This window comes from Amorphus orientalis (genome assembly GCF_030814015.1).
GTDB lineage: Bacteria > Pseudomonadota > Alphaproteobacteria > Rhizobiales > Amorphaceae > Amorphus > Amorphus orientalis.
This window is the reverse complement of the sequence record NZ_JAUSUL010000001.1, coordinates 1,553,367-1,573,829: the sequence shown is the minus strand read 5'-3', so window position 1 is coordinate 1,573,829 and position 20,463 is coordinate 1,553,367. Positions and strand designations below refer to the sequence as shown.

The window sequence follows — 20,463 nt, the reverse complement described above, 5'->3', positions numbered from 1 at the left end:
CTCCTCCCAGGGGACGCTTTCTGGTCTTGCGTGCCAGCTCTCTGCGTCCGTTTCCTCCAGTGTCGTTCTGTGTGCTGAGGCAGCTGTCGATCTCGAAGCGGACCGCACCGATGGCGGCTTGAGGTCGTCGTCCGCCCTGGAAAATGCTCCGTTCAAACGGAATCGGCTTGAATGGTAAGGACAGGCTCAAGCAATTGATTCCGGGCCCATTTTGGTCACTCGGACGTTTTCATCAGTCTGTAAAACGCTCTACGTGCGCAGGGACGAACCACCGTCGATCGTCATCTGTGCGCCCGTGACATAGGAGGCCGCAGGAGAAGCAAGGTAGAGGGCCAGGCCCTTTATCTCCTCCGTCTCGGCGATCCGGCCGAGAAGCGACTGCTCTTCGAAGGCGCTCCGATCGGCGGCGTTCTTGAGGCGGCCGCCTGCGATGTTGGTCACGAACGGACCGGGCGAGATACAGTTGACGAGAATCCCGAAGGCCCCGAGTTCCATCGCAGCATTGCGCACCAGGTGGTCAACGCCCGCCTTGGCCGGCATGTAGGGCAGTCCGACGATCGCCTCGTTGACACGTGCGGCAACCGACGAGGTGACGATGATCCGCCCTCCCCCGGTCTGCTTCATGTGGCGCGCGGCATTGCGGATCGTCAGGAAGACTCCGGTCAGATTGACCGCAATCACCCTGTCCCACATCTCAAGCGGAATCGCATCGATCTGACCGGCCGAATTGCGCCTGCCTTCCGGTGTCAGAAAACCCGGCCCGCCATCGACGCCGGCATTGGCAAAGACGATATCCACCCTGCCCTGGTGTTCGGCGACCTCGTCGAACGCCGCTGCGACCCCGGTGCTGTCGCTGACGTCAAGCCAACGCCCCCATGTGCCTTTTCCGATTTCGGCCACGGTGCGTTCAAGCTGCGCTTCGTCGGCATCACAGATGCACACCCGCGCTCCGTGTTCGGCCATCACTTCCGCATAAGCTCGGCCGATTCCCGAAGCGCCGCCCGTGACGATCACCGACTTGCCAGCGACGCAGAACATCTCTTCAAGTGCTGCCATCCGCCTGGAGCCTCAGACGAACATTTTCGGATCGGGCTCCACGCCCTGTTCCCGGCAATAATTGACGTAGTGGTCGATGAACCAGAATACGTCGGCGGTGAAATCGAACCTGCCCTGATCATCGAAGAATTCGATCGGCCCGTTGATCCAGAACAGAGCCTTCATCCCGTTGGGGTCATCTGAGTAGAGCGTGTGAGCCGCCCCCGGCAGCTCGTACACGAAGTCACCCGGCCGCGCGGTCCAGTCGTACTCATAGTAACCCCACGACCCTTCAAGCGTGATGGCCGAGACGACGCCGCGATGCTTGTGCGTGCCAATGCGGCCGCCACCCTTCACCCAGAGAATGTTGGCGACGGAATTTGTCCGCACATCGAAGCAGAAGTGCTTGATCGAAGCGTTTTCGCCAAACGGAACCCATGGATTTGAGGCGTCGTCTCCGGGAATGTGCTGACCGTCACGGGCATAGGCCTGGATCGTAGCCTCGTAGGCTTCTTCCGGAAGCTTGGTGATCTGCGTCTGTTTGTTCATGCCGCATCCTCCCTCGGCGCATTTGCATGCCGTTTTTTGAATTCTTATTGGGAAAGTAGACGGACAGCGCCTGATACGCGTCAAGCGCCATGAGGCCCCTGTCGTCCGCGGTCAGCCCGAAAAGCGACTAACAAACTGATTTTGCTTATATATTCAGCACGTCTGCCGCCGCATTCCTGGAGCAAGCGTGCAGGAGCGACTTGATGATATGATCAAACTATAATCCATATCATCAAACGCCTTCCTTCAAGTGGAGCAGCCCGTTGCAGATTGACTCCGACTACCGTGAAGCCCTCGATCGCGGCGGCCAACCGACCATTGCGGAGCTGCTGAACCACCTCGCCTACAATCCGCTCGACGCGACCATCAAGCTGGCGGGCGCGCGCATGGTGCTCCAGCGTGCGGTCCAGACGACCGATCTTCGCGACATGCTTGTCAGGCGGCACGGAGAGCACGAGGCGATGGTCGTGCTGATGCGGCTTGGTTACCGCGCAGGCGTTGAGGATGCGCGCTTCGTCAAGTCCAACTGGCCCCACATCGACGTTGGCGATGCGTTCACGGCGGGCACGCGCCTGCACATGCTCTCCGGCGTCGTCAGGGTCGAAACGCTGAGCAATGACTTCGATTTCAAGCGCGACCGGTATTCAAGCGAGTTTCTCTGGCACGGCTCGGCCGAGGCGGTTGAGCACCACCGCCTGCACGGCCGGGCTCAGGCTCCGGTCTGCTGGCTGCAGACGGGATATGCGGCCGGGTATGCCAGCCACTTCTTCAGCAAGCTCGTCATCTACCGGGAGACGAAGTGTGCCGCGATGGGGCACCCGTCGTGCCATCTGATCGGCGGAACGCTGGACCGCTGGAAGGAGGACGATCCGCTCGTCCGACTGTTTCAGGAAGAGATCATAACGGCTCCACCTGCAAGATCGCCTTCCGCCGAACCCGAGGCGGCGCGCGCTACCGCTACCGCCAGCACACGCTGGGAGGATCTGGTCGTTTCCGCGGCGGCGAAGAGGCTGGAGACGATAGCGGCCGCCCGTTTGCCGATCCTGATTTCGGGCCCGCCCGGCTCGGGCTGCGATCTGGCGGTTGATGCCCTTCTCCGCTGGAAATCCTCGCTTCGAGCCCCAACCCGTGTCGATTGCGGTAGCGAGGATGCGGCAAAGCTGCTTCGGCAGGACATTGGAAGGCGGCCAGGACGTCGCGAAGAGATCTGGATTCTGGAAAATCTATCAAGCCTCCCGCGAGCGCTGCAGGCGCCGCTTGCGAAGCGACTGCGTCTCGGCCCCAAGTCCGACGTCCTGATCATCGCTCTTTCCGACACCCTGCCGAACACCCCGGAAATGCGGGCGTGCCTGACGCCTGAGGTGCTTCACGGCTTCAGCCACGTCGTCATGCCGCCCTTGTCGGAGCGGACCGACGTCGCCGATATCGCGGAGGCGATGCTGGACCGGCTTGCGACCGACCTGGAAATGCCGGCACCCAAGCTCTCCCGCTCTGCACGGGAGGCGCTCGCGCGCCCCGCCTTGTCCGGCAACGTTCCGGAACTGGCAGCCCGACTTCGGGAGGCGCTTCTGTCCGGGGACGGACATCCCATCGAGGCGGACGTGTTCCAGCCGGAGGAAGACGCGCCCTTTGCCGGCATGAGAAGCGGCTGCGTCGACGTCAATGCGCTGAACCGGGAGATCTACGAAGCAGCGCTTGAAGCAGAAGGGGGCAACGTCTCCGCTGCCGCCCGCCGCGTCGGCCTGACGCGCGCCCAGCTTGCCTACCGCCTGAAACGCCAGGCTCCCACAGAACGCCAATGAGCAAGCACCCTATCCGCCACCGGTCCTGTCGTGAACGGCAACGCGGCCAGCACCGTCTCTGGCGTCGAAGTCGGCACTGACGGCACAGTCCAGGCGGTCAACGACAACGGCTCGGATAGCTCGCCGGCACCGTTTTGCAGATGGCGCTCAACCCGGGCGACATCATGATCGGCGCCGCCACCGGGCTTCACCGTCGCGGCCATGACGTGATCCCGAGCCTGCCGCACCCACTTGCGATAAGGCTGCAGACGCAAGCAAAGCGCGTTGGTCTGGTCGGCGAGATAGACGTTGTGGCTCGCTTCGATCACCAGGCGGTGGAACGCGAGGTTCCAGTCAGCATGGGTTTCCGCATCGCCGCCGGATGCAGCCTCCCCTATGGCATGATGCACCTCTTCCAGGCGGCGGATCTCATCCGCCGTCATGCGCCGGGCGGCGAGTTCCGCACACAGGGCTTCCAGACCGGCCAGTGTCTCGACTACCACCACCCCGCGGTGATGGACTGTCAGCAGATCCCCTGTCGGTCACCACACCGCTGGAGGCCGAAACCGGCCTCCCCATCGTCTCCAGCGCCGTGGCCGGCGCATGGGCGGCCATGCGGCTGTTGGGACTGGATCCATCCGCCCCCGGCGTCGACCGCCTGCTCAAACGAAGCTGGGCTCAGGACTCGTTGACCACGGCCAGCGTGGCCGTTGCGCTGGCCCAGGCCCTCAAGGCGCTTGGCGCGTCTCTGGTTTTCCACAATGAAACCCACCCGCCGGACGCCGGCGGGATCGAAGTAGCTCGGGCCGCCAGATTGCGCCCGGCATTCGGCAGGACCTGCATCCTGATTAAGCGGGCTGCGCCAATTCTAGACAATGTCCTCTATAGGAGTTGACGCACAAATATCCTGGAAATACGTTTTTCATGACAAGTCCATGAGAGGACTTTGAGCAAGGAGTGCTTGAACCTTGAGCGAAGCTGATGGACAAAGCCGGACGGCACGAGCCAGGGGTGGCCAGAAGTCCAAGCATCGGCTCATCGCCGAGCAACTCCTGAACGCCATCGAAGCCGGCCGCTGGCGGCCCGGCGAACAGCTTCCCTCGGAGGAGCAGCTCGCCACCGAAACCGGCAGCAGCCTTGGCACGGTGCAGCGGGCTCTGAGAAATCTCGTCGAGATGGGTGTGGTCGAGCGCCATCATGGGCGCGGCACGTTCGTCACCGGCGCCCGCGCGCAGGAGCGTCAGCTCCGCCACTTCCGGTTCACAGCCGAGGGTGGCACGCAACTCCTCCCGGTCTACTTCAACATGCTGGGCATCGAGATCACCCGGGACACAGGTCCTTGGAAGGACTTCCTGCAGGACCCCACCGACACGTTCGTGCGCATCCACCGGCTGGTCTCGGTCAACAAGGAATTCGAAGTCTTCAGCGAAGTCTATCTGCCGGAGCACCGGTTCCGCGACCTCGCGACCATGAAGACGACCACCCTCGACGGCGTGTCGATCCGCGACATGCTGGCCGAGCGGTTCAACGCCCCCACCCTCAACATCCGCCAGACGATCGTCTGCCAGACGCTGCCGCCGCGCGTGACCCGGCTGATCGACCAGCCGGCTGGCCAGTCCGGCATCGTGTGGACGATCTGCGGCATGAGCTACCGCGACACCCCCATCACCTGGCAGCGCGTCTTCGTACCGCCGAGCGACCGGGTCCTGGAAATGGGCGCTGCCCCTCTGGGAGAGGGAGCTGCCAAGCGCTGACAGAGTTCGGCCGGCGGTGGGCGTCCAAGGATGCCCCCCCGCCACCCGACAAAAAAGAGCGGGCTCACCACACCCGCCGGACAAGACAGTCTCCGGAAGACCGGGGATGTCCATTCCAGAGTCAGGAGACAACACGATGGCAACCGGAACTTCGCTTCGAACCGTGCGGACGCTGGGCCTCAAGGCCGGCATCCTAGCAACCGCCGCCCTGATCGCCTCGGCAGCCGTTCCCCCGGCGTTCGCTCAGGACATGCCCGAAATGAGCCTGAAGTTCGGGCATCCCTACAATGAGAACCATCCGCTGGCGAAAGGCGCCCAGCGGTTCGCCGACATCGTTGCGGAGAAGTCCGACGGCAACATCGAGATCACCGTCTATCCGAACTCGACGATCGGATCGTCCCGCGATCTGGTCGAGGCGATGCAGATCGGCGCGGTGGACTTCGCACTCGTACCGACCACAAACGTGGCCAGCTTCTACCCGCCGCTGGATATCTTTTATCTGCCGTTCCTGTTCCGGGACAAGGAACACGCCTACGCCGTTTCCGACGGTCCGGTGGGCGAAGCCCTCTATGCCGACATGCTCGAGAAGATCGGCATCCGCACCCTCGCCATGTACGAGAGCGGCTTCCGCACCATCACGACCCGCGACAAGAAGATCGAAACGCCGGACGACATGAAAGGCGTGAAGTTCCGCGTGGTGAACAACCCGCTGAACGTCGCGACCTTCAAGGCGCTGGGCGCCAATCCGACTCCGATGGCGCTGTCGGAGGTCTTCACAGGCCTGCAGCAGGGCACCGTCGACGGCCAGGACAACCCGGTCGGGAACGTGAAGGCCTTCGGCTTCGACAAGGTCCAGGACTACATCACCCTGTCGAACCACCAGTGGGCCGGCATCATGTTCCTCGCCGGCGAGGGCATGTGGGAAGGGCTCCCCGACAACGTGAAGGAGCTCTTCGCCGAGACGGCCCTCGAGACCCAGGAGTGGGAACGCAAGGCGCTCAACGATCAGGAGGGCGAGTTCCTGGCCGAGATGGAAGCCGACGGCATGACCGTGACCCGGCTCACACCTGAGCAGAGCAAGGCTTTCCAGGACGCCATGGAGCCCGTGTGGACCGAGTATCGCGAGAAGCTCGGCAACGAGCTGATCGAAAGCGCGGTCAACGCACAGTAGACCGTCACGGCCTTCAATCCTCGCCGTCGGAATCGCTTCCGGCGGCGATATCCGGCCGGCAAGACGGGCCCGCCGCGCAGCTTCGCGGCGGCCACAAGATCGCGGGCACCGTCGATCACGGCTCCGTCGCGAGACGAACCGCTCCTCCGGCTATCGAAACCCGATCCATCCCTGCGCAGGGCGCGCCCATGACCTTGGTTCGCAAGCTTCTCGATGTCAGCGAGACGGTGCTGATGGCGATCTGCATTCTCATGTTCGTCGTGATGGTCGCGCTTGGCATTGCGACGGTGTTCTTTCGCTTCGTCGTGGAGAGTTCGCTGGCCTTTCCGGACGAACTGATCCGCTACCTGTTCATCTGGCTGATCTTCCTCGGTGCCGCGATCGCATTGCGACGCAACGCCCACGCCGCCATCGGAGTGCTCGTTGAGTATCTTCCGGCTCCGTTGAAGCGCGGCGCGGTCATGGTCTCGACGCTGGCGAGCGCGGGTTTCTTCGCCGTCCTCATCGTCAAGGGGATCGAGCTGACGGACCGCGTCGTCCCGCAGATCTCGCCCGCGTTGGAAGTCTCCATGGCCTGGGTCTACGCGGCCGTGCCGGTGAGCGGCGTCTTCCTGCTCGTCTATTCGATCGAACTGCTCGTCTGGCAGCGAACGGCGCCCGCTGACAAGCTCAGCACCTTGGGCAGCTGACCATGCCGCTCCCCGTCTCCGCTCCCATCAGGATCACCCGCCCATGACCACGACCGTGATCTTTCTGGTGCTGATCGGCCTGATGAGCATCCGAGCCCCCATCGCCGTGGCGCTCGGTCTCTCCAGCCTGGTCGGCCTCATGCTCAGCGGAATCAGTCTGGAAATCATCGTCCAGCGCATGGTGGCGACGAACAACTCGTTCCCGCTTCTGGCGATCCCGTTCTTCATTCTGGCTGGCGAGATCATGTCGACCGGCGGCATGTCGCGCCGGCTGGTGAACTTCGCCGGCGCCCTGGTCGGCCATTTTCGCGGCGGTCTCGGCGCGGTGGCGGTGCTGAGCTCAAGCTTCTTCGCCGCGCTGTCGGGCTCGAACGCAGCGACGGTGGCGGCCATCGGCGGCGTCATGAACGAGCCCATGGCGGAAAAGGGCTACCGGCCCTCCTACACCGCGGCCACCATCGCGGCAGCCGGCGTCACCGGCATGATCATTCCTCCTTCGGTGCTCCTGATCCTCTACGGCGTGGTCACCGGCGTTTCCATCGCCGACCTCTTTCTCGCCGGCATCGGGCCGGGCGTGCTGATCTGCATCAGCCTGCTGATCCTCAACTGGGTGCTGGCCAAGCGCGAAAAGGTGGAGACCGAGCCCTTCAAGGGCGGCGGCGAGATCTGGCGCACCTTCAAGGCGGCGATCCGGCCCCTGCTGATGCCGGTGATCATCCTGTCGGGCATCTATGGGGGCGTCTTCACGCCGACCGAAGCGGCGGTGGTTGCCGTCGCCTACGGGCTCCTGATCGGCATCGTGTTCCGCGAATTCACCATGGCCGGCCTCTACCGCGCCTTCGGGCGGGCGGTGGTCTCCTCGGCAGTGGTGATGTTCATCATGAACGCCGCCGGCCTGTTCGCCTGGCTGATCACCATCAACCAGATCCCGCAGTCGATCTCGACCTACCTCTCCGCGACCGCGGGCAACCAGATCGTCTACCTGCTTTTCGTCAACCTGTTCCTGCTGTTCGTCGGCTGCCTGATGAACGCCGCCGCCGCCATCGTGATCTTCACGTCGATCCTCTATCCGGCTGCGATGGCGTTCGGCGTCGACCCCGTCCTGTTCGGCATCATCGTCGCGGTGAACCTGTCGATCGGAACCGTGACGCCGCCGCTTGGCGTCGATCTCTTCATCGCCTCCGCCATCACCAAGGTCTCCATCGAGCGGATCGTGGTCGCCATCTGGCCGTACATCATGGTGCTCCTGGTCGACCTCCTGCTGATCACGTTCGTTCCGCCCATCTCGACCTTCCTGGTGCGGCTCTTCGCTTAGGCGGACGCCTGCACGCAAGCGCGCGACCGTCCGTTCGTCCAGTACGCCCTTCGAGGATTTGACCATATGACCGACAGCCGCCCGGCGACCCATGGAAGCGACCGCCCCTGGGAAGACATGGACAGCGGCGTGATCCGCCACGCCATCCGCGACGACCAGCTCGGCCGCGCCGAGATCAGCCCGACGGGCCGCTTCGAGGCCGGCTCCCATGCCTCGTTCACCCTGACCTACACCGCCGGTGTCTTCGGCATCGACGATTCCGGCAGCCTGCGGGTCTGCTTCCGGTTCGCCTCCGACCAGAGCACGCCCCAGTTCGACGATCCGAAGGGCGCCAACTACTGCACCGTGGAAGCCTCCAACGGCGCGGTGCTGCAGGTCCGCTGGGACCCGAAGGCGAATGTCCGCCCCTGGGACCGCACGCTCTGGATCAAGGTGGTGCGCGGCTACCTCAAGGAAGGCGAGACGATCACCATCCGCTTCGGCGTCACCGACCACGGCGGGCCGGGCATGCGGCTTCAGACCTTCTGCGAGGACACCTTCGAGTTCCGCGTGCTGGCCGACCCGATCGCCACGTTCAACTTCCAGCCGCTGCCCGAGCAGCCGGAAATCGCCATCGTGCCGGGCAAGCCGGAGCGCTTCGTCGCCGTAATCCCGACGCGGCGGCGGCCGGGCGAGACGTTCGCGCTCAAGATCAAGGGCGAGGACCGCTGGGGCAATCCGTCCGACCAGTGCTCGCAGACCTTCACCCTGGAGGCGACCGGTCCCATCGACGGGCTGCCGGAATCGGCAAGCCTCACGCCCGGCACGTTCGCGCTGGAAGTGCCGGGCCTCTCGATGGCGGAGCCGGGAACAGCCTCAGTCATCCTGCGTGACGAAGCCGGCTCGATCGTCTTCGAGACCAACCCGCTGATCGTCGAGGACACACCGCTCGTCCACTTCTGGGCCGACCTGCACGGCCAGTCCGAAGAGACCATCGGGACGGGGAGCGCGGAGGCCTACTTCGCCTTCGCCCGCGACAAGGCGTTCGTCGACGCCTGCGGCCATCAGGGCAACGACTTCCAGATCACCGACGCGTTCTGGGGCGAACTCAACCGGATCACCGAGCGCTTCGACGAGCCTGGCCGGTTCGTCGCCCTGCCCGGCTACGAATGGTCGGGCAACACCTCGCTGGGCGGCGACCGCAACGTCTTCTTCCCGGGCGAGGACCGCGTCATCCGCCGCTCATCCCATGCCCTCATCGAGGGAGGCGACACCGACGGCACCGACTGCATCACGGCGCGGGAGCTGTTCGAGGCCTTTTCACGCGAAGGCGAGGATGACGTCGTCTGCTTCGCCCATTGCGGCGGCCGCTACGCGGACATCGCCTACGCCCATGACGGCCGCTTCGAGCGCTCCGTCGAGGTCCACTCCTCGTGGGGGACGTTCGAGTGGCTGCTGCACGACGCCCTCGATCTCGGCTACCGGGTCGGCGTCGTCACCAACTCCGACGGCCACAAGGGTCGGCCGGGGGCCAGCTATCCCGGCGCCGGCAAGTTCGGCGCGATCGGCGGGCTGTCCTGCTATCTGATGGAGGATCTGTCGCGCCCCGCGCTGCTCGACGCGCTCAGGAAACGCCATCATTACGGCACCACCGGCGGCCCGGGCGGGCGGACCATCATCGATCTGAAAGCGTCCTTCTCCGACGAAGGCACGCTCTATCACGACGACCCGGCGCTCTTCCCGGCCTCACGGGGGCGCTCCGCCACCGACGCCCTGATGGGCGACATCGTGCACCTTCCGGAAGGGGAGATGGAGCTTGCCGTGTCGGTCGCCGCCAATGCGCCGATCGAGCGGGTCGCCATCTTCAACGGCCGGGATCTGGTGGAGACCGTCCGGCCCTATGGCGAGAGCGACCTCGGCGCGCGGGTGCGGGTGCTTTGGGAGGGCGCGGAATATCGCGGCCGGTTCCGGGAGGTGATCTGGGACGGCGAAGCCATCTTCGAGGACAACCGCATTACCCATGCGCGGCCGGTGAACTTCCTCAATCCAGACAAAACACTGGAGCGCGAGGGCGACAGCAGGCTCTTCTGGAAGGCGCTGACCACCGGCAACTACGGCGGCTTCGACGCCTGGCTCACGGATGGATCCAGCGGGACGCTGGCGCTCGCCACGCCGCTCGTTTCCGCGCGCATTCCGGTGGCCGAGATCGGGTTGGAGGACACGATCCTCGACGCCTCGGGCGACCTGCCGCGCTTCGTGCGCGTCTTCCGCCTGCCGGACGAGAACCCGCACAAGCGGCTGTCCTTCACGCGGGCCATCCCGCTGAAGGCATCCGGCGACAACGCGGTCTATATCCGCGTCACGCAGGAAGACGGCACCCGCGGATGGACGAGCCCCGTCTACGTCTATCGCTGAATGAGACGGCAAGGTGCTTTCAGCCGATAGCCGAAGGGGGAAGACGTCGGGCAGGCGCGAACGGCCAGTCCCCCAACGCGGCGGCACCGGATCGAGGGTTTGCCCGAACCGGTGACAGGTGAAGTCGCCACAGGGCCGTCTGGTTGCATACGGTGGCCGTCAGCAGAAGACTGTTCGGCCCGATGATCGAGCGACCCGTCGGCATACAGGTATGGGGCCCTTTGCCGAACGCCTGAAACGTCGTTTCGGCGAGAAGCAGCCATTCGGCACTTGGCAGACGCGGCTCCTATCCGGACGCCTCCCGCTCGATGCGCGTGAACTGTGAGCGGAAGAACAAGAGCGGCGCCCTTCGGGGATCGTGTGTGATCGCGGTCACCCGGCCGACATGGATCAAGTGGTCGCCACCTTCGTATTCGGCATAGGTGCTGCAGGAGATGTTGGCGATGCAGTCGGCAAGATGGGGCTGGCCGAACCTGTCCGCCGTCCAGGACACGTCCGCCCACTTGTCACTGCCAGCGGAGCGGGCGAACTGCATGGCGAGGTCTTCCTGATCCTCAGCCAGCACGTTGATCGCAAAACGATCGAGATTGCGCAGCGCCGCGTAGCTGCGCGAGCCCCTGCCGGCGAAATAGGCCACCAGCGGCGGATCCAGCGACAGCGAATGGAAGCTCTGGCAGGTCATGCCGTGCAATCCACCGTCCGGATCCCGCGCGGTCACGATCACCACGCCGGAGCAATAGTTGCCGATGGAGACCTTGAGGTCGTCCGGGCTTGCGATGTCGGAAAGGGCCAGATCGCTCACGCCGCGCTCTCCTCGAGCAGGCGCAGACCATGGGCGGCCCCCTTCAGGGTGAACCGGTTGTCGTGGACGAAGTCGGCGGCGACGGTATTTTCTCCATCCAGAAGAGAACTGACCACGTAGAGGCTCGGGGTCGGCACGCTCGCCCCCAGCTCGACCAGCAGCGGCCGCAAGGTGAAATCGGGCGCCAGGGAATGGGCCGGCGATCCGCCGGTAAAGACCGGCACCACGACGTGGCCGGCCAGATCACCGGCGGAATAGGTGTCGAGGAACGCTTTCAGAAGCCCCGTGTAGCTCGCCTTGTAGGTCGGCGTGGCGATGACGATGAAACGGGACGCGTCCAGCCGGGCCTTCAGCTCCGCGATCGTGGCATTGCCCCACTCGAACAGGCCGGACGCGTAGGCCGACAGCTCGATGACCTCTTCGGGAGCCGGCAGGTCGAGGCAGGATGCGAGTTCCTGGCCGACATCGAGCGCGAGACGGCTGGTCCGGCCGGCCGGGGACGGGTTTCCAGAGAGGATTTCCATATGCATCGATCGGCTCCATTCCAGTACGCAGTCACAAATCGCCGCCCGCCTGTCCGCGGCGCGATCATCGAAGGCGAAGCGTTCCGCTCCTAAAGGGCCGCCACCGCACCGTCCGAGCGCGGATCGGTGGCCCCGGTCAAAAGGCCGTCGCGGTCGGCCAGGATCGCGCCCGCATGCCCCATGAAATCCTCGAAGGGACCGGTCACTTCGACTTCGTGACCGGCCTCGACAAGCCGCGCGACCGTTTCGTCGGCGATGCGGCTTTCCACCTTGAGGCTCAATGATCCTTCTCCCCAGGTCTTGCCGAGGAGCCAGCGCGGCGCCGTCACCGCCTCCTGCGGCGCCATGGCGAAGTTGGCGATCCGGGAAAAGATCGCCGCCTGGGTCTGCGGCTGCCCCTCTCCGCCCATCGTGCCGTAGGTCAGCCAGCGGCCGTCATCGAACCGGGCCATCGCCGGATTGAGAGTGGTGAACGGCTGACGCCCGGGAGCCAGCACGTTCCAGCGTCCGTCCAGCCGGAAGGAAGAGCCGCGGTTCTGCATGAGCACGCCCGTCTCCGGCGAGACGAGGCCGGACCCGAACTCGTAGTAGAGGGACTGGATCAGGCTGACGCTGCGTCCAGCGCCATCGGTGACACCAAGCCAGATCGTGTCGCCCGGCACAGCCGGCTGCGGCCATGGTAGAGCGCGGCGCGGATCGATCTCCGCAGCGAGCGCGTCGAGCGCGCCGTCCTCCAGGAAGCGATCCGGACTTCCGACGGTCGATGGATCGGCGACATGGACGTCTCGGATCAGGAACGCCCGCTTGTTCGCCTCGACCAGGATATGGAGATGATCGAACGAGCCTTCGTCGCCGAGATCGAGCCGGTCGGCGATACCGAGAATGATCAGGGAGGCGAGCCCCTGGGTCGGCAGGCCCGTGTTCCAGACGCGGGCGCCGCTGCGCGGCAGCGCAACCGACAGCGGCGTGCGCCAGTCGGCCCGGTGCGCCGCCAGATCGTCTGCAGTGACCGGGCTTCCGACCCGGGCAAGATCCGCGGCCAGTCGACGCGCGGTCTCGCCCTCATAGAAGTCGCGCAGGCCGGCCCCCGCCAGCCGACGGAGCGTTGCCGCAAGCGCCGGCTGGGCAAGCCTCTCGCCGACCGCGGGTGCCTTGCCGCCGGGCAGGAACGTGGCGGCGAACCCAGGCACGCCGGCGAGCTCATCGTGCTTGGCGCGCGTCAGCCGCGCCTGACTTTCGGTAACGGGCGAGCCGGCCTCGGCGAACTGGATCGCCGGCTCCAACAGACGGGCGAGCGGCAGCGACGGCTGCCATTCAGCGGAGAGCGCGAGTGCCGCCTCCCATCCTGCGATGGTCCCCGGAACGGTCAGCGCCGCATCCGGCCCGCGCCACGGAATGGCATCGTATCCCCTGGCGCGGTAGGCATCGGGCGTCGCGTTCGCCCCGGCGCGCCCCGTCGCGTGGAGAGCCTTAGGGGCGGCTCCGGAGCCATCGGAGATCAGCCAGAACGCGTCGCCACCGATCCCGGTCATGTGCGGATAGACGACCGCGAGGGTCGCGGCGGTTGCAACCGCCGCTTCCACCGCGCTGCCGCCCTCACGCAGCACGTCCCGTCCGGCCTGGGCGGCAAGGTGGTGGGGGGCCGTGACCATGCCCCCCAGGCTCATCGGCGACGAGAGCACGCGACCAGACCTCAGCTCAATTCGCGGATGGCATCGATCCGGTCCATGCCGCCGACGGTGTCGGCCATTGAGGTCCAGACCGGCTTGGCGCCCGCGACCCAGGCCTCCATGTCCGTCGGCTGGATGACTTCAGCGCCGGCTTCCGCCGCCGTGGCCATCGCGGTGTCCTCGTCGGCCCGGACCAGCTCGTTGAAATAGGCCGCGCCTTCGACTGCCGCCTCGCCGAGGACCTGCTTCTGCTCGTCGTTGAGGGTCGCCCAGAACGGCTGCGCGAAATAGACGACGCCGGCCGCGCGGATGTGGGCCGTTTCGGTCATGTAGGGCACGACCTCGTAGAGCTTGAACGACACATAGGCGCTCTTGGTGAGGTCCATGCAGTCGACGACGCCGGTCTGCAGCGCGTTGTAGGCCTCGACGATCGGGATGCCGGTCGGGTTGGCGCCGTAGTTCGACCAGAGCTCCATGTGCAGCGGGCTCTGGATCACGCGCATGTTCATGCCCTTGAGCGGGCCCGGCGCCGAAATCGGCGTCTTGGTGAGAAGCTGGCGGGCGCCATAGTCGATGAAGGCGGGCACGATGAAGCCCTGGTCGGCGAGCTTCGCCTTGATGTCGTCGCCGACCTTGCTCTTGGTCGCCGCGATCAGATGCTCGGAATCGCGGAACAGGAACGGCAGGTCGAAGATCTGCGCCTCCGGCACCCAGGACGACATCAGCGAAATGGTCGAGAGCGACGCCTGGACGGAGCCGAGCTTGGCGGCCTGAGCCACTTCCTTTTCCGCACCGAGCGCGGCATTCGGCACCACGTTGAAGCTGAACGCGCCGGGCAGCTTGTCGTCGACGATCTCGCCGATGCGCTCCCAGACCTTCGATTCCGGCCGGTCCGGCCCCATGAGGGAGGCGACGGTCAGCGTGGTCTGGGCCTGAGCCCGTCCGATGAGGGCGGGTGCGGCGAGAAGGCCGACGGCGGCGGCACCACCGGCTTTCAGTACGGTGCGGCGGGAGGGGGTCTTCAATCCGGAAACCATGTGTCTCTCCGTGTTGGAGCCTCGGGAAGGTCGTGTTTTTCGAGTGTCAGGCGATCGCCGCCCAGACGAGAGCGAACAGCGAAATGGCGAACAGGGCGACGGTCAGCCCGGCCACATGGGGCAGGACCGCCCGGAAGAGATGAGCCGTCGGCACCCCGGTTACGCCGCCGACGACGAAGACCAGCACGCCAAACGGCGGCGTGAGACCGCCGATCATCAGGTTCACCACCATGATGACGCCGAAGACGATCGGATCGATGCCGGCGGCGGTCGCGATCGGCAGGAGCAGCGGCCCGAACAGGAGGATCGCCGCGCCGATATCGAGCACCAGGCCGACCAGGAACAGAATGATTGCCGATACCAGCAGCGCGGCCACCGGTCCCTGCCCGAAGAACGCCGCGAGGTCGCCGATCAGGCCGGAAATGTCGTCGACCGCGAGCAGGAAGGCGAAGGGCGCGGCCGACGCGATCAGAAGCGCGATCGCCGCTGCTTCCGTGGCGGACTGGCGGAACGCGGCAACGAGACCGCGTGCGCCGACGCCGAACCAGACGCTCAGCCCGAACGTGTAGAGCGCCGCCATCGCGGCCGCCTCGGTGGTCGTGACGAGACCAAGCCGGATGCCGAACACGACGATCAGGCCAAGACCGAAGGCTGGCACCGCCCGCAGTGCCAGCCGCCAGCGGGTTCCGCCTGCCGCCGGCGCGCTCACCGGCGCATCGCGGCAGGTCAGCCGGATGACCACGAACAGCGCCACCGCCATCACCAACCCGCCCCAGAGCCCGCCGACGAGCAGCTGGCCCACGGACAGGTTGGTCGCCATCGCCAGGATCAGGAACGCGATCGACGGCGGAATGACGTTGTCGAGCACAGAGGTCGCGGCGATGATCGCGCCGGCCTTGGCCGGCGGGTATCCGTGGCGCTCCAGCTCGGGCTGGAAGGTGGCCGCGCCGAACGCGGCCGACGCGATCGACGAGCCCGACGCGCCGGAAAAGAACACGTTGGTCAGAAGCGTGGTCTGGGCGAGCCCGCCCCGCATGTGGCCGACCAGCGCGCCGGCAAATTCGATCAGCCGCGTCGCCACGCCCGAGCGCGCCAACAGCGTCCCCGTCAAAAGGAAGAACGGGATCGCCAGAAGCAGGAACTTCATGATCCCGCTGACGGCGGAGTTGAGGATCGCGGGCTCCGGCAACGGGCTGCCGAAGGGCACGACCAGAAACGCGCCCGCGATGAAGGCATGGGGCAGCGGCGCCGCGACGACGAGGCCCACCACCACGATCAGTCCGAGGATCAGGCTCTTCGGCAGGCCGGTTTCGATCCGGATCCCGGATCCGGCGAGCCAGAAGGCAAAGGCGGCGAGCGCCAGCGCCACCACCAGCGTCGCGATGCGGCCGTCGGCGATCAGCTTGAGAACGGTGAACAGCACCACCAGACCGCCGCCGAGCGCAAACAGCGCGAACGGGATCCATTCCGGCAGGCCCAGCCCCGCATTGGTGCCGCCCACGATCCGGGTCACCGTGTAGCTGCCGTGGGCGATGACCAGCCCCGAGAGCAGCGTCATCGCCTCGGCCACCATGTCGGCGCCGAGACGGACGTGGCGCGGCAGGAGCCGTTGGAAGACGTCCAGCCGCATCGCCAGGGTGGAATTCAGGGCGAGCGGCGCACCCAGCCCGACGATGGCCACGTTGAGCCAGATCCCGGCCGCTTCCGCCCCCATGATGGAGCTGGAGAAGGCATAGCGCAGCACGAAGCCGGAGACGACGAGCACCATCAGCCCCGCGAGCACCAGGGCGGCGATCGCGGACAGCCACGCGCTGGCGACGTCGAGGACGCGCCCGGCACGCCAGGCCAGTCCCTCAGGCACACCCTGATCCAAGGTCAAGCTCATCGGGCTCCTTCCGGCTCACGGACTCGCGCAGATCGGACCAGCGGACAAGTCCCGATCGGACGTCTCAGCTCGCCTTGGCGTCGAGATCGCGGTCGAACAGCGTGTTCCAGGTGAAGTGCTTCTTGGCCGGCGCCTCCTCGCGGGTGACGTCGAGCTTGGGCAGAACCAGCTCGCCGAACCGGTAGGCTTCCTCCAGAAGCGGCATCCCGGACAGGATGAACGTGTCGATCCCGATCCGGCGGTATTCGTCCAGCGTGCGGATAACCGTTTCCGGCGACCCGACGATCGCGCTGCCCGGCCCCGGCCGCACCAGCCCGATGCCAGCCCAGATGTTCGGGGCGACCTCGAGATCGCGCAGGTTGTCGGGCTTCACCCCGCCGTGCATCTCGCTCATCCGGCGCTGGCCGATGGAGTCGGTGCCGCCCACGAACTTCTGGTTCCCGGCGATGGAATCGGCGTCCATGTGGTCGTAGAGATCGCGGGCCGCGTCCCAGGCCTCCTCGTCGGTCCGGCGCACGATCACATACAGGCGAATGCCATAGTTGAGCTCACGGCCGTAATGGGCCGCCCGCTCGCCCACCTTGTCGACCTTGATCTTCATCTGCTCCGGGGTCTCGCCCCAGCTCAGATAGGTGTCGACATGCTTGGCGGCGACGTCGATTGCCTTGTCGGACGATCCGCCGAACCAGAGCGGCGGCGGCGCGATGCTCTCCGACACCGGCAGTGCCAGCTTCGCGCCGACGGTCGGGAAGTACGTGCCGTCCTGGGTGACGCTCTCGCCGGCCATCAGACGGTTGAAGATGGTCAGATACTCGTCGGCCATCTCGTAGCGCTCGTCGTGGCTCATGGTCAGCCCGTAGGCGCCCATCATCTTGGCATCGCCGGAGACGACGTTGAGCAGCGTGCGGCCGCCGGAAAATTCCTGCATCGTCGCCGCCATCTTGGCGAGCAGCGTCGGCGCGATGACCCCGGGATGAATGGCGCAGAGGAACTTCATGCGCTCCGTGTAGGGTAGCAGCGCCGCGGCCAGCACCCAGACGTCATGGGCGCCGGTGGCGAACAGCGCGCCGGTGTAGCCCAGGTGGTCGTATGCCTGGGCGAGCTGCCGGTAGTAGCCGTAATCGACGGTCCGGGAGCCCTCGGCGGTCCACGGATAATGACCGTCCGGAGCGCACATGTACCAGAGGACGTTCATGGGACTTTCCTTTGTTCTGACGGTCAGGCCGCGCCGACGGCGGCGCGAAAGGATTCGATCTTCAGCGGCGCCGCGAAGTCGCCGTGGGCATGGAGCACGTCGGCCTCTTCCTGCTGCTCGGCCACCAGCGACGGGCTCGCCGGAACCACGGTCCAGTCGCGGCCCATGACGACGCCCTTCCAGGCGGCACGGGCCTCGGCGCTGGGGGCCTTCCCGGCAAGCAGCGCAACGGCGCGGTCCGGATCGGCAGAGACCTGGCGGCCGAGCGCGACCAGCCCGGCGACGAACCCCTCCAGTTCGTTCGAGGTCGCCTCCGCGTCGCGGAGCGTCCAGAACACGGACCGGTTCGGAATGGTCGAGCCGCAGAGCGTCAGCAGCCGGGTCTCGCCGGCTTCGATGGTCTGGTCGATCATCGGCGCCATGGCGATCCAGACATCCACCTCCCCCCTGGCAAGGGCTTCACGGGAGGCCTGAGGGCTCATCTCGCAGCGCTGCACGTCGGTGAGCCTGAGGCCCGCCTGCTCCAGCGAGCGCGCCAGCAGATAGGTGTGGAACGACCCGTCGATCAGGGCGACCCGCTTCCCCTTGAGCTGATCGAGCGTGGCGATCGGGCTGTCGACGGCGACCAGGATCGCGCCGTTGGCCGGGCGCGGCGCGGAGGCGGCCAGATAGATCACCGGCAATCCTTCCGACTGGGAGATGAGCGGCGGGGTCGACCCGGTTCCCCCGACGGCCAGCCGGCCTTCGGCGATCAGCTTTCCGGTGTCCCGGCCCTCCGGATAGGACACGAACTCCACGTCCATATCCGCAAAGGGCGCCGGCCAGAGTTCCGCCAGACGCAGATGGAGGTTCATGGGGTGAACGCCGATCTTCAGCATTGCGGAACTCCAGTGCGCCACGGGCCATCACCGACCCGCGACTAATCAATCTATATTTTTGTAAATTAATGGCGCTGCGAAGCCCTTGTCAAACATTGCTTGATGATTTGAAGAACAAGCAAAATTCTGCCCATTAATTCATCTTTCGCTGCAAAATAGAACCGCACACCGCCCGCCTGTTAGGCGTGAGTTGCGTTTTTTGTAGATTCATGCGAGCCATTCGAAGGTCGTCACGCCCAGCGCGTGCGGGCGGCACGCAAGGGAGGAGCCGGTGAGCAAGCGGAAGCCGGAGAAGGTCTGTCACAGCGTCGTGGAAGCCAGCGACCTCATCAAACAGCTGGCCAACCCCAACCGGCTCGCCCTCGTGTGCTACCTGATGGAAGCACCGCGCACCGTCACCGAGCTGGAGGACGATCTCGGCATCCCCCAGCCGACCCTGTCGCAGCAGCTGACCCAGCTGCGTGAAGCCGGCGTGATCTCCCGCCAGCGCCAGGCGCGCTCGGCGACCTACTGGATCAACGACGCCCGCGTCCTGCCGCTCGTTCAGGCCCTGCGCCTGGTCTTCGCGGAGCTGAAGGACATCCGCATGCAGGATCGTGGCCCCATGGACGGCATGACGCCGGGCATGCCCGACATGTTCGACTGATCCCCAGCCTGATCCGCACGGTCGAAGACGATGCCTGCGGCGCGACCTTGTCGCGATCGCGCGCGGCGGACGGTCATGCCACCCGCCGAGCACATCGCAAGGATCGGCTACTCCGAGACCGCGTTTGCGCCCGGTGACGGACCACTTCCGCGGCGCCACTGGGACGGCGGCGACACCCGTCAATAGAGGGTCTGATTTATCCGCTCCTGGACCCAGAGGTCGTAGTCCGCGGCCGACGTCTCGGCCTGTATCGTCTCCTCCAGGAGCTTGCCGGCCGTCGGGAGGGTGCCGCGCGGCATGTGAGTCTCCGGGTCCCAGATCTTGGATCGGATGATCGCTTTCGAGCACTGGAAGTAGACCGTCTCGATATGCACCAGGAGTACCGAGATCGGCAGCTTGCCTTTGATGTCGAAGAGGGCCAGATGCTCCGGGTCGGTGGAGATTTCGGCTCGGCCGTTGACCCGCAGCGTCTCGCCCTGGCCGGGGATGAGGAATAGAAGCGCGATGCGCGGGTCGGAGAGGATGTTGCGCATGGAATCGACCCGCCGGTTTCCCGGGCGGTCCGGCAGCATGAGCGTCCGATCGTCGGCGATGTGCACGAACCCGGCCGGGTCCCCGCGTGGAGAGCAGTCCAGCCCACCCTCGCGCGCGCTTGTGGCCAGCGCCACAAAGGGCGACGCTTCGATCAGTGCGCGATAGCCCGGCGTAAGGGCGGGTACTTCCTTGCGCACCGCCGCGGTGCCCGGTGCCCCATAGAGCGCGTCGAGCTCTTCCGGCGTGGTGATGCGGTGGGTCTTCATGGACGTGTTCCTCCAGTTCGTCCTGCAGGTCGGAATGAGGTGATCCCCCGACTTGGACATGTTGGCGGCGAAGTTAAGCCCATCCCGGATGTGATTATCCCGCCATTCTAGCCGTCAGATCGTGAGGGGCATGCTCCCAATGATCGTTTTCACGGACACGCTCGCATGCCTCTGCCGAGGTTCGTCCAATGCGGCCGGCGTGTGGCTGAGTGATCAGCCACAGCCGTTCGACAGAACCGTTGTCCATCCATCGGCCTTGATCATCCGCGCTGACCCGCATCCCAAGCCGCGCATTGGAATCTGATTATACGCGTCGTATACTCCAGTGGCCGCTGCGA

The 20,463-nt window shown here is 65.7% G+C and carries 19 protein-coding genes; 8 read left to right on the top strand and 11 right to left on the bottom strand.

The annotated features are described in order from the left end of the window. Positions 1-249: 249 nt before the first annotated feature. Positions 250-1,056, bottom strand: coding sequence for an SDR family NAD(P)-dependent oxidoreductase (locus tag J2S73_RS07120; protein ID WP_306884763.1), 807 nt, complete (start codon positions 1,054-1,056; stop codon positions 250-252). A gap of 12 nt (positions 1,057-1,068) precedes the next feature. Further along, complete coding sequence (locus tag J2S73_RS07115; protein ID WP_306884762.1) at positions 1,069-1,584, bottom strand: 2,4'-dihydroxyacetophenone dioxygenase family protein; 516 nt, start codon at positions 1,582-1,584, stop codon at positions 1,069-1,071. A gap of 263 nt (positions 1,585-1,847) precedes the next feature. On the opposite strand from J2S73_RS07115, the gene J2S73_RS07110 reads away from it, so the two are divergent. Continuing rightward, positions 1,848-3,386, top strand: a complete 1,539-nt coding sequence (locus tag J2S73_RS07110) for a XylR N-terminal domain-containing protein (protein ID WP_306884761.1) — start codon at positions 1,848-1,850, stop codon at positions 3,384-3,386. On the opposite strand, the gene J2S73_RS07105 is transcribed toward J2S73_RS07110, so the two are convergent. Beyond that, complete coding sequence (locus J2S73_RS07105) at positions 3,347-3,868, bottom strand: FCD domain-containing protein (RefSeq protein ID WP_306884760.1); 522 nt, start codon at positions 3,866-3,868, stop codon at positions 3,347-3,349. The genes J2S73_RS07110 and J2S73_RS07105 overlap by 40 nt on opposite strands. Between J2S73_RS07105 and J2S73_RS07100 the strand changes: the two genes are divergently transcribed. The 6 genes from J2S73_RS07100 (at position 3,853) to J2S73_RS07075 (ending at position 10,688) form a co-directional block, all read left to right on the top strand. After that, on the top strand, positions 3,853-4,260 hold the full coding sequence (locus tag J2S73_RS07100) for an aspartate racemase/maleate isomerase family protein (protein WP_306884759.1): 408 nt from the start codon (positions 3,853-3,855) through the stop codon (positions 4,258-4,260). The genes J2S73_RS07105 and J2S73_RS07100 overlap by 16 nt on opposite strands. A gap of 73 nt (positions 4,261-4,333) precedes the next feature. Next, complete coding sequence (locus tag J2S73_RS07095; RefSeq protein WP_306884758.1) at positions 4,334-5,119, top strand: GntR family transcriptional regulator; 786 nt, start codon at positions 4,334-4,336, stop codon at positions 5,117-5,119. Between the two features lie 136 nt (positions 5,120-5,255). Continuing rightward, entirely contained in the window at positions 5,256-6,290 is a 1,035-nt protein-coding gene (locus tag J2S73_RS07090) for a TRAP transporter substrate-binding protein (protein ID WP_306884757.1), read from the top strand. Next, complete coding sequence (locus tag J2S73_RS07085; protein ID WP_306884756.1) at positions 6,227-6,979, top strand: TRAP transporter small permease; 753 nt, start codon at positions 6,227-6,229, stop codon at positions 6,977-6,979. Before J2S73_RS07090 ends, J2S73_RS07085 begins: the two co-directional genes overlap by 64 nt. Before the next feature lie 43 nt (positions 6,980-7,022). After that, positions 7,023-8,294 (top strand): TRAP transporter large permease, encoded by a 1,272-nt coding sequence (locus J2S73_RS07080; RefSeq protein WP_306884755.1) that lies wholly within the window; start codon positions 7,023-7,025, stop codon positions 8,292-8,294. A 66-nt stretch (positions 8,295-8,360) separates the two neighbouring features. Beyond that, positions 8,361-10,688 (top strand): DUF3604 domain-containing protein, encoded by a 2,328-nt coding sequence (locus J2S73_RS07075; protein WP_306884754.1) that lies wholly within the window; start codon positions 8,361-8,363, stop codon positions 10,686-10,688. Positions 10,689-10,974: 286 nt separating this feature from the next. Here J2S73_RS07075 and J2S73_RS07070 read toward each other — a convergent pair whose 3' ends face one another. The 7 genes from J2S73_RS07070 to J2S73_RS07040 all read right to left on the bottom strand — a co-directional run bounded on the left by J2S73_RS07070 (position 10,975) and on the right by J2S73_RS07040 (position 18,676). Beyond that, on the bottom strand, positions 10,975-11,490 hold the full coding sequence (locus J2S73_RS07070; protein WP_306884752.1) for a flavin reductase family protein: 516 nt from the start codon (positions 11,488-11,490) through the stop codon (positions 10,975-10,977). Then, positions 11,487-12,020, bottom strand: a complete 534-nt coding sequence (locus tag J2S73_RS07065) for an NAD(P)H-dependent oxidoreductase (RefSeq protein WP_306884751.1) — start codon at positions 12,018-12,020, stop codon at positions 11,487-11,489. Before J2S73_RS07065 ends, J2S73_RS07070 begins: the two co-directional genes overlap by 4 nt. 83 nt (positions 12,021-12,103) lie before the next feature. Then, entirely contained in the window at positions 12,104-13,666 is a 1,563-nt protein-coding gene (locus J2S73_RS07060; RefSeq protein ID WP_306884750.1) for a gamma-glutamyltransferase family protein, read from the bottom strand. A 41-nt stretch (positions 13,667-13,707) separates the two neighbouring features. Continuing rightward, positions 13,708-14,721, bottom strand: coding sequence for a TRAP transporter substrate-binding protein (locus J2S73_RS07055; protein WP_306884748.1), 1,014 nt, complete (start codon positions 14,719-14,721; stop codon positions 13,708-13,710). A 46-nt stretch (positions 14,722-14,767) separates the two neighbouring features. Continuing rightward, positions 14,768-16,606, bottom strand: a complete 1,839-nt coding sequence (locus J2S73_RS07050) for a TRAP transporter large permease subunit (protein WP_306884747.1) — start codon at positions 16,604-16,606, stop codon at positions 14,768-14,770. A gap of 64 nt (positions 16,607-16,670) precedes the next feature. Continuing rightward, a complete protein-coding gene (locus J2S73_RS07045; protein ID WP_306884746.1) occupies positions 16,671-17,801 on the bottom strand; it encodes an LLM class flavin-dependent oxidoreductase in 1,131 nt (376 codons plus the stop codon). Between the two features lie 23 nt (positions 17,802-17,824). Next, on the bottom strand, positions 17,825-18,676 hold the full coding sequence (locus J2S73_RS07040; protein WP_306884958.1) for an ABC transporter substrate-binding protein: 852 nt from the start codon (positions 18,674-18,676) through the stop codon (positions 17,825-17,827). Between the two features lie 274 nt (positions 18,677-18,950). Here J2S73_RS07040 and J2S73_RS07035 point away from each other — a divergent pair, with 274 nt between their 5' ends. After that, positions 18,951-19,325: an ArsR/SmtB family transcription factor gene (locus J2S73_RS07035; RefSeq protein ID WP_306884745.1), complete on the top strand. Its 375-nt coding sequence runs from the start codon at positions 18,951-18,953 to the stop codon at positions 19,323-19,325. 179 nt (positions 19,326-19,504) lie between these two features. Here J2S73_RS07035 and J2S73_RS07030 read toward each other — a convergent pair whose 3' ends face one another. Beyond that, positions 19,505-20,125 carry a pyridoxamine 5'-phosphate oxidase family protein gene (locus J2S73_RS07030; protein ID WP_306884744.1) on the bottom strand — a complete coding sequence of 207 codons (621 nt, stop codon included), beginning with the start codon at positions 20,123-20,125 and terminating at the stop codon, positions 19,505-19,507. Between the last annotated feature and the right edge of the window lie 338 nt (positions 20,126-20,463).

Excerpts from the sequence above, each read along its gene's own strand:
- J2S73_RS07120 (WP_306884763.1), bottom strand. The coding sequence starts at position 1,056 with ATGGCAGCACTTGAAGAGATGTTCTGCGTCGCTGGCAAGTCGGTGATC.
- J2S73_RS07115 (WP_306884762.1), bottom strand. The coding sequence starts at position 1,584 with ATGAACAAACAGACGCAGATCACCAAGCTTCCGGAAGAAGCCTACGAG.
- J2S73_RS07090 (WP_306884757.1), top strand. The coding sequence starts at position 5,256 with ATGGCAACCGGAACTTCGCTTCGAACCGTGCGGACGCTGGGCCTCAAG.
- J2S73_RS07080 (WP_306884755.1), top strand. The coding sequence starts at position 7,023 with ATGACCACGACCGTGATCTTTCTGGTGCTGATCGGCCTGATGAGCATC.
- J2S73_RS07075 (WP_306884754.1), top strand. The coding sequence starts at position 8,361 with ATGACCGACAGCCGCCCGGCGACCCATGGAAGCGACCGCCCCTGGGAA.
- J2S73_RS07065 (WP_306884751.1), bottom strand. The coding sequence starts at position 12,020 with ATGCATATGGAAATCCTCTCTGGAAACCCGTCCCCGGCCGGCCGGACC.
- J2S73_RS07060 (WP_306884750.1), bottom strand. The coding sequence starts at position 13,666 with ATGGTCACGGCCCCCCACCACCTTGCCGCCCAGGCCGGACGGGACGTG.
- J2S73_RS07055 (WP_306884748.1), bottom strand. The coding sequence starts at position 14,721 with ATGGTTTCCGGATTGAAGACCCCCTCCCGCCGCACCGTACTGAAAGCC.
- J2S73_RS07050 (WP_306884747.1), bottom strand. The coding sequence starts at position 16,606 with ATGAGCTTGACCTTGGATCAGGGTGTGCCTGAGGGACTGGCCTGGCGT.
- J2S73_RS07045 (WP_306884746.1), bottom strand. The coding sequence starts at position 17,801 with ATGAACGTCCTCTGGTACATGTGCGCTCCGGACGGTCATTATCCGTGG.
- J2S73_RS07030 (WP_306884744.1), bottom strand. The coding sequence starts at position 20,125 with ATGAAGACCCACCGCATCACCACGCCGGAAGAGCTCGACGCGCTCTAT.